This window comes from Pseudomonas sp. TNT3 (assembly GCF_010095445.2).
Lineage (GTDB): Bacteria > Pseudomonadota > Gammaproteobacteria > Pseudomonadales > Pseudomonadaceae > Aquipseudomonas.
In genome coordinates, this window is sequence record NZ_WFGV02000063.1 from 1 (window position 1) to 13668 (window position 13668).

Here is a 13668-nt window from a genome sequence, read left to right on the forward strand (position 1 = left end):
ACCGTTGTTGGCGTTGGCCGATCCGCAAGCCTGGCACCAGGCGCATGCACGGTGGTTGCGGCGCCAGGCCTGGGTGGCCGCCACGGCTCTGGTGATCGCGCTGCTGGCGTTGATCTTCGGTGACAGCCTGGCCGCCGGTTTCGTGTTGATGGGAACGCTGTTGATCGGCGCCGCGCTGGCACTGCCGGTGGTACTCAATGCGGTCTTGAATGGCGCATTGCGCCGCAGTCGTTCGGTGCTCGGTCAGTGGTTTCTCGCCGACTGCCGTCAGCAACTGCCGGCCCTCAGCCTGGCGCTGATGGCGTTACTGCTGGCGCTGGCGGCGAACATCGGCGCGGGCAGCATGACCGCCGGTTTTCGCGAGACATTCAGTGATTGGCTGGAACAACGGCTCACCGCCGAGCTGTACCTGAACCCGCAAAGCCCGGCCCAGGCCAGGGAGCTGCAGAGCTGGCTCAAACACCAGCCACAGGTCAGCGTGGTATTGCCGAACTGGCAGGTTTCGGTTCAGTTGCAGGGCTGGCCGGCAGATGTTTTCGGCGTGATTGATCACCCGACCTATCGTCAGCATTGGCCGCTGCTGGAGTCCTTGGGCGACGATCCCTGGGGGCGCCTGGCCAGTGATGACGCGCTGATGCTCAGCGAACAGCTTGCGCGGCGGTTAAAGGTGCGGCTTGGCGATCACTTGACGATTGCGACGCCAAGCGGTCAGTGGTCGCCGCGTATCGTCGGAATCTACGCCGACTATGGCAACCCCAAGGGCCACCTGCTGGTCAACGTCGATCACTTGCTGCGCGGCTGGCCGCAGCTCACGCCCAACCGGTTCAACCTGCGCATCGAACCGGCCTCGATCCCGACGTTTTTAACCGCGCTCCAGGCACGCTTTGCCATGGATGACAGTCGCATCGTCGATCAGGCCCGGCTCAAGGGCTGGTCTACCCAGGTCTTCGAGCGGACGTTTGCGGCGACGGCGGCGCTTAATAGCCTGACCCTGGCCGTCGCCGGGGTGGCCTTGTTCATCAGCCTGCTGACCCAGAGCCAGAGTCGCCTCGGGCAACTCGCTCCCCTGTGGGCGCTGGGTGTAACGCGACGCCAATTGATGCTGCTCAATCTCGGGCAGACCTGGCTGCTGGCGGTGTTGACGCTGGTGCTGGCGTTGCCTTTGGGGATAGCGCTGGCGTGGTGCCTGGACACGGTCATCAACGTTCAGGCGTTTGGCTGGCGTTTACCTTTGCGGGTGTTTCCATTGCAGCTGTTGCAGTTGATGGGGCTGGCGTTGCTGGCGACGTTGCTTGCATCGGCATGGCCGTTGTATTCGTTGTATCGCACGCAACCGGCGGATCTGCTGAGGACGTTTGCTCATGAAGATTAGGCTCGCGGTGCTGCTGCTGATGGTATTGAGTGGCTGCGACAATTCGGTGCCGGTGGAGAAGGGCTTTGCGGGGCTGGGGGGTAGCGCCGCTGCTTTTTCGACTGTGGTGCCTGGCCGCGTTTTCAGCTTTCCGGCGGATCACGGTCCACATGACGGGTTTCGGATCGAATGGTGGTACGTCACCGCCAACCTCAAGGACGATCAGGGGCGTGAGTTCGGTGTGCAGTGGACACTGTTTCGCAGTGCGTTGAATGCCGGTCCGACGGCGGCGGGGTGGGCCAGTCAAGTGATCTGGCTGGGGCATGCAGCGGTGACATCGGCGACGGCTCATCACGCGGCCGAGCGTTATGCGCGCGGTGGTGTCGGCCAGGCGGGTGTCATTCAGGCGCCGTTCTCTGCCTGGATCGATGACTGGCGCTTCAGCAGCCAGGGGCCTGATACGCTGACCGACCTGCAACTGAGCGCGCAGGACAAGGGCTTCGGCTATCAACTGCGGCTGACGTCCACCGGGCCGTTGGTGCTGCAGGGTGATCAGGGTTTCAGCCAGAAATCCGAACAGGGACAAGCGTCGTACTACTATAGCCAGCCGTTTTTCCAGGCCAGCGGAACACTGCAAATCGATGGCAAACGCTATCAGGTCAGCGGCCCGGCGTGGCTGGATCGTGAATGGAGCAGCCAACCCTTGACCGCCAATCAGACGGGCTGGGACTGGTTCTCCCTGCACCTCGACAGCGGCGAACACGTCATGCTCTATCGCATGCGTCAGCGGGATGGAGAACCCTACGTCACCGGTACCTGGATCGATGCTCAAGGCCGCACACAACCGTTGCACACCAGCGATATCAGCCTTACGCCGCAAGACACCGCCACCGTTGCCGGACGGTCAATGCCGGTGCGCTGGTCGATCAGGATACCCGGAAAAAACTTCGACATTTCCCTCACGGCGCTCAATTCCGATGCGTGGATGGACCTGCGTATTCCCTATTGGGAAGGACCGGTGCGGTTGAGCGGTAGCCAGGGCGGACAGGGGTATCTGGAGATGACCGGGTATTGAAGTCGACACGTCGCCCGTTACGCCTGCGCCTGGCTGATCTTTTGAACTCCAGTCCACCGCAACCCTCTACCGAACGAATACCCGGCAGGAAACCCTTCATGAGCGACGATCTCAAGTTACCCGACCTCGATTCATGGCAACGGCTGTTCGAGGACAAGGCCTATTGGCAGCAATCCCCCGACGCCCATTACAGCGACCTGCTGCGCATTGCGGATGACTTGTTGGGGCAGGGTGCCATTGACCTTGAGCAGTGGCAGGGTTTGAAGAAGCAGGCAGAGCAGTCCCACAAGGACTCGCCCGAGGTGAATGTGGCCGAGGAAGTCGACGATCCCGAGGCTTGAGGAGACAGGCGATGAAACCGATATCGAAAGACGAACACCCTGACGAACCGCGTCCACCCGGAGAAGTCGAGCGCGACAACGACGCCTTGCGTCCAACGGATCCGAAGCGACGAGAGGAAAGCGGCAAGGGCACGACCAGTGGCGAATCCACCGCGCAAGAAACTGCGAACACTCCCTGATCAGCGTCTATGCTGAGGAACACAAACGGCGCTGGACGCAGAGTCAGCGCCGTTTGTTGCCTCCAATCCACAGGGAAAGTATGACTTATGAAACTTCACGCACTCGCCAAAGCCATGACCCTTGCAACGCTTATGTCTGCTGCCAGCTTCAGCGCCTTGGCTGCAGACATCCCGCTGTCCGAAGTTGTGATTGCCGACCAGGTTGATACCAAAGTGGTGTCAGTTGACGCCCCTAATCACCAGGTTGTGCTTGAAGGTCCTCAAGGTCATCAAGTCCATGTGCAGCTGACGGACCAGGCCAAGGACCTGGGTAATCTCAAGCCCGGCGATAAAGTCAACATTGCGGTTGTACGCTCTGTCGCCGCCTACCTGGACACTGACGTTGATAAGGGCTTGCCAGGTTCACTTGAGCGAGAGGGTGTAAATCGCGCCACCAAGGACAACCCGAATCCGGGGGGCGAAGCGTACCGCCAGGTTCAGGTTCAGCTGCAAATCACCAAGATTGATGTCAAAAACAACAAGGTGACCCTCAAGGGGCCGGCGGGGGAATCTAAAACTGTGGATGTCGTGCGACCTGAAGTACAGGCAAAACTGAAGGATTTGAAAGTTGGGCAAAGTGTGGTCGTTACCTATACGGATGTCTTGAAAGTCACCACGACTCGTTGAGTTGGCCGATACATACAGGATGGATTGTGTTTGGCGAGAGTTCGTCAAACACAATCAATTCTGATGATCGAACCGGTGAGTTTTAAAAGTGTGTCGGGATAATATTTTGGGTGACATTTTATTAAACATTGTGTCGATAAATTTCATCTTCTTAAACACGGACATTGTCGCCGGCTTCAATTAAAATTCACCCGTTCGCCCAGTGTCATGACTCTTTACCAGTGCATGGATTGCCGAGGTCATCATACTGGGCGGGCACCTGATATAAGGCTTTACAAGAAAAAGGGCGACCACAGGGTCGCCCTTTTTTGTTGAAAAATAAAAGAGCAGAAGCAAACAAATGGTTTGTCTTCAGTCTTGTTTCACTTTACGCCAGTCATCCGAACCCGAAGTGCCGCAGACCTCATGCGTCCAGGTAATTTTTCGATAGGCGAAATGCACGTCCTCCAGATGAGTGAAGTGCGAATTCGAAGGGTCCTGGCAGTTGTGCATATAGTCTTTGATATGAACGATGACCGCATCTTCAAGGGTAGTGGTGTAGTAGTGCTCTGGTTTGCTGCTCGTGGTGCGGTACCACTTGATTGTTATAGAAGTCAGTTTCTCGCCGGTGGTGAGGGCTTGAAGGAGTAGCGGGGAGCATTTGTCGAATACTTTTGTAATCATGAGCGGCAAGTGAACCCGCGGACCGGTTGGCTGGCCGGACTGGGGATCTCGCGGAATGGTGACTTCATGGCTGAAGGCTTGAACCATGAACTCGTCTTCGTGACCCTCCTGGTAGCTGTTGCCAACGGACTGAGGGGTAAAAGTACCTTCGGTAATCTTGCCCTGCGTCTCGCCAATGATGGACATGTATGCGGGTGTAGCCATGGGTGCTTTCCTTACTAACTGAGTGGTGGTGCCTCAAGCCGATACTTGCCGGAGGGCGGAAAACAGTTAACAAGCGCTGTGCCAATATTAAAAAATTTATATAAATCAAATAGATATATGTTTTTATAATTCTCTGTAGTGATTGTTCATGATGTTCTCAAGCGAAGACGTGCAGAAACCTGCGCGAACGCCCGTCAAACCTTGCACATACTTCTGAAGGACGCTTCGTACGCCATGATCAGCAAAACAGCAGGTTTATTGTGCAGACGAGTGCGCAATGGCTTGCTCGCCAGGTTTGACGGCTTGGACGCCGAAGCCGGCTGCAACGAACCGACATTCCCTGTGGTCAATGAAAAGGCAAACCGCGCCTTCGCGCATTCGAATAGCCCTGACCTGGAGTGTGCACGACATGAAAATCCTGATGGTTCTAACGTCCCACGATCAATTGGGTGACACGGGCAAGAAGACCGGCTTCTGGCTGGAGGAATTCGCCGCGCCTTACTACGCGTTCAAGGACGCCGGTGCCCAGCTGACCCTTGTTTCGCCCAAGGGTGGTCAGCCGCCACTGGACCCTAAAAGTGATGAGCCAGATGCGCAAACGGCGGCCACCGAGCGCTTCCGCAAAGATTCTGCGGCGCAGTCGGCCTTGGCCTCGACGGCATTGCTCAGCAGTGTGCGAGCTGAAGACTACGATGGGGTTTTCTATCCGGGCGGCCATGGTCCGTTGTGGGATCTGGCGGAAGACAAGGTTTCCATCGCGCTGATCGAGGCGTTTTACGCGGCGGGTAAACCGGTTGCGGCGGTCTGTCATGCGCCGGGTGTGTTGCGTCATGTGAAGGGTGAGGATGGGCAGCCGCTGGTTAAAGGCAAGCGCGTGACAGGGTTTACCAACAGTGAGGAGGAGGCGGTGCAGTTGACGAATGTGGTGCCGTTTCTGGTGGAGGATGTGCTCAAGGCCAATGGCGGGATTTATTCGAAGGGTGATGATTGGGCGAGTTATGTGGTGACTGATGGTTTGCTGCTGACCGGGCAGAATCCGGCGTCTTCGGAGGCGGTGGCTGCGGCGTTGTTGGCTAAGTTGAAGTAGATCAAAAGATCGCGGCCTGCGACAGCTCCTGCATGAATTGCAAACGCAGGGGCTGGCGTGTAGCGAGGACGACTTACAGATCCTGGTTACTGTAGGAGCAAAGCCTGCTCGCGATGGCGCCCTGACAGCCGACAAGTATTTCCCTGACGCTCCCGGATCAAACTATGGGAACTGGCCTGCCGGCGATCGCGGCCTCATAGCCGACGAGTATTCCACTGATGCACCCGTATCAAACTGTGGGAGCTGGCTTGCCGGCGATGACGGCCTGATCGGCGGTGAGATTCTTGCTGGTGTACATATCCATTTCTACGGTCGTGGCTGCTATTGGTTTCGCTCTTACAGCGAGTCACTTTGAAGAACGGAACGCCGCCCGGCGCCAAGTAACCAAACGCTCTTGCCCCTTTCGTCCGGTGCCTCGCCTGGGCTCGGCATACCCTCGCTCCGGTCCTGCTTCGTGGGCCCGCCGCGATCGGCCATCCATGGCCGTGCGCGGCTAACCCGGCATCCATGCCGGGTTGCCCACTGCGCAGAACCTGCGCTCGGCCTTCCCATGGGGCAAGAAGATCAAGATCAAGATCAAGATCAAATGCAAAAAATCTCGTTTACCTGTTCAGCCCAGCGCTTCAAAACACTGCTCAATCGAACGTCGCTGTGTCTCGGCGTACAAGCCTAATTCATCAATGGTCGAGCGCCCCAGGGCTTGTTCGAACGCTTGTCTGTTCGAGTGTTCGCCGTAGTGGCTTTGCGCGGCATCGCCGAGGTTCGACTGGAAAATCCCCGCGGCACTGACGGGCAGGAAGTCTTCATACACCAACGGTTCTACCTGAAAAAAACCTTCATCAAGCAGCTCGTCCAGCGCCAGGGATTTCAGGTCCGAGGTTGCCCTTCCTTTTTCCGTGACGAAGTAGCGAAAGTACGCCAGTTCCTGTTGGCGCATGCCTTCAAGGGTGTCGGGGAATTCGGCGAAGTGTTGTGTCATGAGTGCGTTGTAGCGTGCAGCGTTGCCTTCGTTGGGGAAGTCGTCGAGTTCATCCCGGGCGGCGTTGAGCAAACGGTCATACAGCGCCCTGCCTTTGGGGGTCAGGGCGGCGCCGCGTTGCTCGATTTCACCGAAGCGGGCGCTGTGACTGCCGTGGGTGCTGGTTTGATCGGTGAAGGCGATAGGCTCGTCCAGGGCTTTGAAACTGGTCTGACGCAGCAGGATCGGGCACTGCCGGCGAGGCGGGCCTTCGATGACTGCTTTGGGGGTGATGCCGTGGGCAGGCATTTGCGCCTGGACGATATCGATGTCCAGGGTTCGCGGTGTCAGGTGGTTGATGTGGGGGCCTTTGAATGCCACCACGTCGGCGATCAAGCGATGTTGGGCGCTGAGTTTGCGGTACTGCTCGGCGGAAACGGTGGCGCTGTGGTGCCAGCGGAAGGTTTCAAGTGCCTGTTCGACGAAGTGCCGGGCATCCGATTCGGTGAGGCCGCCATCGCGTTCCGCGCGATCGATGAGGTTCAGCGCTGCCGGGGTGAAGATCGAACGCTGATCCAATACCGATTGCGCGAAGGCACGCAGTTCCAGGTCTTCGATCAGCTCCAGGCGCAGCAGTGAGGTGAACACTCGAAACGGGCTCACCTGCAACGCCGTTTCATGCACCGCGCGGAACGCCGTGGAATGCACTGGTACGCCAGCCGGGGTCAGGTCGTAGTAACCGACCGGTTGCATGCCCATGACCGCAAACAAGCGGGCGAGGGTGGCCAGTTCGTTGGCCGTGCCGACGCGGATCGCTCCATGGCGCTCCAGGTCCAGACGCTGGATCTCGCCGGTGCTGTTCAATTGGCTGGCCACCTGCGGATCGGTTTCCAGCACGTGGCGGTTCGTTTGCTCCACCAATGCCATCAACGCGCCGTACAGTGGCACTTCTTCGCGGTACATGTCGGACATCGCTTTGGAGAAGCGTTGGCGGATCAGGTCGGGGCTGACGAAGCTGGGGTGGCTCATGAAGAAATTTCCTGGCGCGGTGACGAAAAGGATGGAGAAAAGATCGCAGCCTTCAGCGACGCCGACAAACGAAGAATCTTACGGACTTCATTCTGCCAAGGACTGCTTGCCCAGCCTGATTGCGCGCCTGGCTCCAATCCCTGTAGCAACTCGCATACACCATGCTCCCCTCGCCACACCGCAGTCGGACGCAGCCTTCGGCAGCTGCTACAGGGATTGGAGCCGACCGTGCAGTCCCGATTACACCGGAAGGTGCGAGCGGTGGGCGGCCAGGAATTCTCCATACAGACGCGCCGTGTAGGCCGGCTCTTCGACCATGGGCATATGGCCGACGCCTTCGAGAATTTCCACCCGCAGATCTACGATGCCTTTACTCCAGATGGCCACGCTGCTGACATCGATCAGACGGTCTTTGCGCCCCCACACCAGCAGCGCCGGGCATTTGATGTCGGGAAGTCGTGGTTCCATCGGCGGGCTGGCGCGAAAGTCTTTGAAGATTTCTTCGAGTTCATCGCGAGACTGTTCGTAGCGCTGGGCGATGGCGTCCAGCACCACGCCGGGTACCCAAGGTGGGTTGGCCATGGTCATGGCGTAGAAATGCCGGAACTCTTCCCGGGAGTTGATCAGGAACGGGTTGTGTCCCTTGGACAGCTGCCGTTCCAGGTCACTGATTTCGGGAGCCGTGACGCCGGCGGGATCGATGAGGGCGACCGAAGCGATTCGGTCGGGGTAGGTGGCGGCGAGCCAGGCGGCGATGTAGCCGCCCATGGAATTGCCGATCACATGGACTTTCTCGACCCCGCACACATCGAGCAACTGGATCATGCGTTTGGCCTGGAGCGCAATGTCATAACCGCCACCGGCCTTGAAGCCGGTTTCACCGTGGCCGGCGATGTCTGGAATGATCACCCGGTGGCTGCCGACAAAATGTCGGGCGAAGCGTAACCACAGGTTCTTGTCGGCGCTGTAACCGTGGAGCATCAACACGCTGCTGGTGGCTTCGTAGGGGCCACCTTGCCAGGTCGATACGGTCATTTCGCTGATCGGTACGACGATCTTGTGGAGTCGATATAGCCTGGCTTCGATGGTGACGCTCAAGTCATAAAGCACGTAGCCGATTGCGGGGTAGCTCAACCAGCTCCATGCGATGAAAACGGCAATTGCGACAACCAATAGAAGCATCAGTGTCTTCCTTTTATCGGATCAGGAGAGGATATGGTCGGCGGGTTTCAGTGCCCGGGTCAGCCGGTGATAGCTGAAACTGAATCCCGGAAACATGGCTATCACATGCCCGCTCCGGCTGTGATACCAACTGTGGCAGCCTCCGGATTTCCACACCGTGCGCTCCATTTCTCTGTGGATCATTTCAGTGTAGGTGCGTTCCGCGTCGGGGCGCACTTCGATGCTGCGCAAACCCCGATTTTTTAACGTAAGAATGCAGTCGAGGATGTAATTCATCTGCGATTCGATAATGAACAGCGCCGAGGTGTGGCCGATCCCGGTGTTGGGGCCGGTGACGATGAACAGATTGGGGAAGTCCGGCAGGCTGGTGCCCAGATAGGCGCGGGGGTATTGAGCCCAGACGTCCTTCAGTTGCGTGCCGTTTTTTCCGCTGACCGGGTAGGAAATCACCCCGTCGGTGGCGTCGTAGCCGGTGGACCAGACGATCAGGTCAACGTCGATGTGCTGACCGTCTTCGGTGGTGATGCCGGTTTCATCGATGCTGGAGATGCCGTTTTCCCGGCTGTGCAGCGTCACGTTGCTGCGCCCGAGTGCCGGATACAAAGTGCTGGAGACGATGATTCGCTTGCAGCCGATGGCGTAGTCCGGGGTCAGTTTGCGGCGCAGCTCGGGGTCGGGTACCTGTCGCTTGAGAAAGCGCAGGGCGTGTTGCTGCACCAGCCGAATCGCCGGTTTGGAGTATTTGAACGCAATCACCCTTGTTTCGAACTGCCAGTAGATCATCCAGCGCAGCAGCGTGTAGGCCGGTTTCAACCCGAGCAGCCAGCGCTGGAAACGGCCGAACGTACGGTCGGCGCGGGGCAACACCCAGTGCGGTGTGCGCTGGAACACATGCAAGTGCTCAACGTCCGGTGCGATCACCGGAATGACTTGCGCGGCGCTGGCGCCGCTGCCGACGATGGCCACGCGTTTATGCCGGTAGTCGTAGGTGTGATCCCAGCTGTTGGTGTGAAAAGTCTTGCCCTTGAAGCGCTCCTGGCCTTCGAAGTGCGGGACCACCGGTTGGCTGAGCGGCCCCGTCGCATTGATCACAAATTGCGCATAAAAAATGCCTTTGTTGCCGGTGTGTACCGCCCAGCGTTTGTTGGGTTCGTCCCATTCGATGCGTTCGACGTTCGTTTCCAGTTCCACCTTTTCCCGCAGGCCGAAGTGCTCCACGACATGCTGGGTGTAGCGGTGCAGCTCGGCCTGGCCGGCGAACATTTGTGTCCAGCGAAAAGGCGCGAAAGACAGGGAATACAACGGCGAAGGGACGTCCACCGCCGCGCCGGGATAGGTATTCTGGCACCAGGTGCCGCCGAAAAAGTCCCGCCGTTCCAGCAGACGGAAATCGTCGATACCGGTTTTGAGCAAATTGATTGCCGCGCACTGGCCGCCAAATCCACTGCCGATGATCAGCACCTGGAAAGTCTGCATGAGCCTCCTTTATCGAGATCGAACGAAACTATCCCTTATGAAACCATCCCTCATATATAGACCACCTCTTGCGCCTGAAGCGATCTCGTTTGGCCGCCGGCCGGTGATGGCTATTTAACGTTACCCTGATAGACTCCGAGCACACACGCATCCCCGGTGTCATCAGGTTTCGTTCAGTGGCTTAGAGGCCTCTATGGAAAAAGCGCGAGTCAAGGGACTTTCATTGGCAAGGAGGCTCTACACGTCGCGAACCCTGGGTTTGGCACTTGGCCTTTTGTGCGTTGGCGCGGCGATGCATCCCCTCAACCCGGCCCCTTGGGTCTGGGTGGTGATGCTGCTCAATGCCGTTGTGTGGCCTCATCTGGCTTACCAATGGGCGCGTCGGGCGCCGGTTCCCTACCACGCCGAATACCGCAATCTACTGGTCGATGCCTTTTTCGGCGGCTTCTGGGTGGCGGCCATGCAGTTCAATCCACTGCCCAGTGCCGTGACCATTTCCATGATGGCCATGAACAACGTCGCGATCGGCGGGTTGCGGTTTTTGCAGGTGGCTACGGTCGCGCAGATCCTGGGCGTCGGCGTCGGCCTGCTGATATTTGCCCCGGCTTTCATTCCTGAAACCAGTCAATTTCAGCTGTATGCCTGTTTGCCTTTGCTGTGTTTTTATCCGCTGGCACTGGGCTGGATCTGTTTTCGCCAGGCCTACACACTCGGTCAACACAAGCGTGAATTGCTGGCCTTGAGCCGTACCGACAGCCTGACCGGCCTGCTCAATCACGGGGCCTGGAAAGATCAACTGGAGATCGAGTTTCAGCGTTGCCAACGTCAGCGTAGGGGGGGTGCAATCGCGCTGATCGACATCGATCACTTCAAAACCATCAATGACACGTACGGCCATGTCGCCGGGGACATCGTCCTGCGGCAGTTGAGCAAGATGCTCAGACAAAACCTGCGAGCCGCCGATCTGGCCGGGCGTTACGGCGGCGATGAGTTCTGCGTCATTCTGCCGGACCTGCCCCTGAGCAGCGCGGCGGCCGCCATGGATTCGCTACGGGATCGCTTTGCCACGCTGGGCTACGAGCAGAATCCGGCGTTGAAGGTCAGCCTGAGCATCGGAATTGCCGCATTCGATCCGGGCCATGCCGATGCCACCCTGTGGCTTAACGACGCCGACCATGCGCTGTATGAAGCCAAGACCACCGGCCGCAACCGCGTGATTTGCAGCAGCGATAGCCGGCCTCATCATGAGTTGCTGGATTCGGTATAGGGTACGAACAGGCTGGCTGCCGTAGGGCATTGCAAGATCAAAAGATCGCAGCCTCGTTTCACTCGACAGCTCCTACAGGGCCGGGGCATGCATGGCCCCGACCGCTGACGCGTTATTCCTTGACGCTCATGAACTCTTCCGCCCAGCGAATGTATTCCTCGGGCTGCGTGTAGGTGTGCGTCAGTTCGGTGGCGCTCAGGTCCGAGGCCTGGGTAAACATCTGCCGTTGTTCCCGCAGACTGTCGTACGTCGCTTTGATGGCCGCGAAATACGCTCCGTGGCCGTCGATGGTGACCCGCACGCCGAGTTCGGCGAGGCGTTTATCGTCGCGCAGCAGCGGGTTGCCGTAGGTCACCAGCATCAAGGGTACGGTCAGGTGCTCGGCAAGCTGCTCGAGATGCTCGAAATCCCGAACGCCGACCATGCAGATCCCGTCCGCCCCGGCGCGCTGGTACTGCTGGGTACGGCTGATGATTTCCTGGACCGGCAGGATCCCTGCGTTGGTTCGAGCGACGATCGCCATCTCCGAATCAACCCGGGCTTCCAGCGCCGCGCGGATCTTGCCGACGCCCTCGGCAACCGTGATCAAATCGGTGGACTTGCGCCCGAACTGCGCGGGCAGGAGGGTGTCTTCAATCGTCAGCGCGGCAATGCCTGCACGTTCGAGTTCGACGATGGTGCGCATGACGTTCAGCGCGTTACCGTAGCCATGGTCGGCGTCGGCGATCACCGGCAATTGGGCGACACGGCCGATGCGCGTGGCTTGCTCAGCAAACTCGCTGAGGGTAATCAAGGCAAAGTCTGGGGCGCCCAGCACCTGCAGTGACGCGACCGAACCGCCGAGAATGCCCACTTCAAAACCCAGGTCCGCGGCAATGCGTGCTGACATCGGGTCAAAGACCGACGCGGTGTGATAGCAGGTATTGGCAGCGAACAGCTCGCGAAAATTACGGCGCAAATCTTGATGAGATAGCCTGGACATAAGAGTTCCACCAATGGAATGGAATGGAAGGGCTTGAGCAAAAGTGTCAACGCCGAAGAAACAAAAGGCTATCACGGGGACGAAGGGGAAATGATGACGAATTTGCAGAAGGACTGACGCAAGGCGGTTTCTGTGGCGAAGGCGGCGGTGATTACGCCGCCACAGCCTTCAGTTGTCGGTTGACCAGCGGTATGGCTCTTATCGAGTCCCCGGGCTGCAGTTGCAGGCGCTTGGCGGTCTGTCGGTCGACGATCAGGCTGTTGCCATCCTGCCACGCTGGGGCTGCAGTGATACGGCAGTTCTCCATGCGACGATTATGGATCAACCAGACCTGCGCCCGGTTATCTGGCGTGCCGATGGCCAGGATCAGCGGTTCGCTGTCGCGCACGGTGCGGATGTTCGTCATCGGCGCCTCGATGATCGGACCACCGTCGAAGATATCGATGTACCCCTTGTGCGCAAATCCCTCGGCCTCAAGAATCTTCAACGCCGGCGCTGTATTGGGGTGGGCTTTGCCGATCACGGCCTGTGCCTGTTCGGTGAGCAAACAGGTGTAGAGGGGCTGGCGGGGCATCAGTTCCGCGATGAATGATTTGCTGCCCGATCCGGCCAGATGGTCGGCCTGACTGAAATCCTTCTTGAAAAAATGCCTGCCCAGGCTGTCCCAAAACGGCGAGCAGCCATGCTCATCGGCACTACCGCGCAGTTCAGCGATCAGTTTGTCGCCGAACAGGTGCGTGAATTCAGCCACAAACAGCAGACGCCCCAATGACAGCAATCGTCCGTTATTGCCCCAGCGATGATCCAGGCGCAGGAACAGCGAACACAGCTCCGATTGCCCGGTCATTTCATTGTTCAGAAACAGCGTGGGAATCTGACGCTGGATGCCCAGGTCCGGTGCAGAACTGACGGTGACGCCGACGCGATAGTTGTACCAGGGCTCGCGCATACCGACCGCTCCCGTCAGGGCACTTATTCCGACAACCTGTTGATCGTCGTCTTCGAGCACGAACAGGTAATCGGCATCGGCACGTTCGACTTGTTCGGCGAACGTGCGTTGCGCCCAGCGCACCCGGTGGAACAGTTGTTCTTCATTGGCTGGCAGGGTGGTGAACCCGGGACCGGCTTCGCGCACCAGCGCGAGCAACGCAGGCAGGTCGGTAACACTGACCGGACGGACTAGCATGTTGAAGCTCCTTCTTCGCGAC

Annotated in this window: 13 protein-coding genes; 7 read left to right on the plus strand and 6 right to left on the minus strand. The window is 58.6% G+C overall.

The features are described from left to right. The 5 genes from GBC55_RS25750 to GBC55_RS25770 all read left to right on the plus strand — a co-directional run. Window positions 1-1372: FtsX-like permease family protein (locus GBC55_RS25750; protein ID WP_247267008.1), on the plus strand; the 1372-nt coding region annotated here is incomplete at its 5' end. Next, window positions 1362-2426, plus strand: coding sequence for a lipocalin-like domain-containing protein (locus GBC55_RS25755; RefSeq protein WP_162440307.1), 1065 nt, complete (start codon window positions 1362-1364; stop codon window positions 2424-2426). The genes GBC55_RS25750 and GBC55_RS25755, both read left to right, overlap by 11 nt. A gap of 98 nt (window positions 2427-2524) precedes the next feature. Next, the gene (locus tag GBC55_RS25760; protein WP_162440308.1) at window positions 2525-2767 is read left to right on the plus strand and encodes a hypothetical protein; all 243 of its coding nucleotides are present in this window, start codon (window positions 2525-2527) and stop codon (window positions 2765-2767) included. Window positions 2768-2778: 11 nt separating this feature from the next. After that, complete coding sequence (locus GBC55_RS25765; protein ID WP_178114340.1) at window positions 2779-2946, plus strand: hypothetical protein; 168 nt, start codon at window positions 2779-2781, stop codon at window positions 2944-2946. 87 nt (window positions 2947-3033) lie between these two features. Then, window positions 3034-3612 (plus strand): hypothetical protein, encoded by a 579-nt coding sequence (locus tag GBC55_RS25770; RefSeq protein ID WP_162440309.1) that lies wholly within the window; start codon window positions 3034-3036, stop codon window positions 3610-3612. A gap of 351 nt (window positions 3613-3963) precedes the next feature. Here the strand turns inward: GBC55_RS25770 and GBC55_RS25775 are convergent, their stop codons facing one another. Continuing rightward, window positions 3964-4479: an Hcp family type VI secretion system effector gene (locus GBC55_RS25775; RefSeq protein ID WP_162440310.1), complete on the minus strand. Its 516-nt coding sequence runs from the start codon at window positions 4477-4479 to the stop codon at window positions 3964-3966. Between the two features lie 409 nt (window positions 4480-4888). On the opposite strand from GBC55_RS25775, the gene GBC55_RS25780 reads away from it, so the two are divergent. Then, window positions 4889-5566, plus strand: coding sequence for a type 1 glutamine amidotransferase domain-containing protein (locus GBC55_RS25780; protein WP_162440311.1), 678 nt, complete (start codon window positions 4889-4891; stop codon window positions 5564-5566). 610 nt (window positions 5567-6176) lie between these two features. Here GBC55_RS25780 and GBC55_RS25785 read toward each other — a convergent pair. From GBC55_RS25785 to GBC55_RS25795, 3 genes are all read right to left on the minus strand, one after another. After that, window positions 6177-7553, minus strand: coding sequence for a VOC family protein (locus GBC55_RS25785; protein WP_162440312.1), 1377 nt, complete (start codon window positions 7551-7553; stop codon window positions 6177-6179). A gap of 240 nt (window positions 7554-7793) precedes the next feature. After that, complete coding sequence (locus GBC55_RS25790) at window positions 7794-8735, minus strand: alpha/beta fold hydrolase (protein WP_162440313.1); 942 nt, start codon at window positions 8733-8735, stop codon at window positions 7794-7796. Between the two features lie 21 nt (window positions 8736-8756). After that, on the minus strand, window positions 8757-10211 hold the full coding sequence (locus GBC55_RS25795; RefSeq protein ID WP_162440314.1) for an NAD(P)/FAD-dependent oxidoreductase: 1455 nt from the start codon (window positions 10209-10211) through the stop codon (window positions 8757-8759). A gap of 193 nt (window positions 10212-10404) precedes the next feature. Between GBC55_RS25795 and GBC55_RS25800 the strand changes: the two genes are divergently transcribed. Then, a complete protein-coding gene (locus tag GBC55_RS25800) occupies window positions 10405-11478 on the plus strand; it encodes a diguanylate cyclase (protein ID WP_162440315.1) in 1074 nt (357 codons plus the stop codon). 112 nt (window positions 11479-11590) lie between these two features. On the opposite strand, the gene GBC55_RS25805 is transcribed toward GBC55_RS25800, so the two are convergent. Continuing rightward, window positions 11591-12460, minus strand: coding sequence for an oxaloacetate decarboxylase (locus GBC55_RS25805; RefSeq protein ID WP_162440316.1), 870 nt, complete (start codon window positions 12458-12460; stop codon window positions 11591-11593). 151 nt (window positions 12461-12611) lie between these two features. Next, window positions 12612-13646, minus strand: coding sequence for an arginine N-succinyltransferase (astA, locus tag GBC55_RS25810; protein WP_162440317.1), 1035 nt, complete (start codon window positions 13644-13646; stop codon window positions 12612-12614). Between the last annotated feature and the right edge of the window lie 22 nt (window positions 13647-13668).

Coding starts and splice junctions, on each gene's coding strand:
- GBC55_RS25755 (WP_162440307.1), top strand. CDS start 1,362: ATGAAGATTAGGCTCGCGGTGCTGCTGCTGATGGTATTGAGTGGCTGC.
- GBC55_RS25760 (WP_162440308.1), top strand. CDS start 2,525: ATGAGCGACGATCTCAAGTTACCCGACCTCGATTCATGGCAACGGCTG.
- GBC55_RS25765 (WP_178114340.1), top strand. CDS start 2,779: ATGAAACCGATATCGAAAGACGAACACCCTGACGAACCGCGTCCACCC.
- GBC55_RS25770 (WP_162440309.1), top strand. CDS start 3,034: ATGAAACTTCACGCACTCGCCAAAGCCATGACCCTTGCAACGCTTATG.
- GBC55_RS25775 (WP_162440310.1), bottom strand. CDS start 4,479: ATGGCTACACCCGCATACATGTCCATCATTGGCGAGACGCAGGGCAAG.
- GBC55_RS25780 (WP_162440311.1), top strand. CDS start 4,889: ATGAAAATCCTGATGGTTCTAACGTCCCACGATCAATTGGGTGACACG.
- GBC55_RS25785 (WP_162440312.1), bottom strand. CDS start 7,553: ATGAGCCACCCCAGCTTCGTCAGCCCCGACCTGATCCGCCAACGCTTC.
- GBC55_RS25790 (WP_162440313.1), bottom strand. CDS start 8,735: ATGCTTCTATTGGTTGTCGCAATTGCCGTTTTCATCGCATGGAGCTGG.
- GBC55_RS25795 (WP_162440314.1), bottom strand. CDS start 10,211: ATGCAGACTTTCCAGGTGCTGATCATCGGCAGTGGATTTGGCGGCCAG.
- GBC55_RS25800 (WP_162440315.1), top strand. CDS start 10,405: ATGGAAAAAGCGCGAGTCAAGGGACTTTCATTGGCAAGGAGGCTCTAC.
- GBC55_RS25805 (WP_162440316.1), bottom strand. CDS start 12,460: ATGTCCAGGCTATCTCATCAAGATTTGCGCCGTAATTTTCGCGAGCTG.
- astA (WP_162440317.1), bottom strand. CDS start 13,646: ATGCTAGTCCGTCCGGTCAGTGTTACCGACCTGCCTGCGTTGCTCGCG.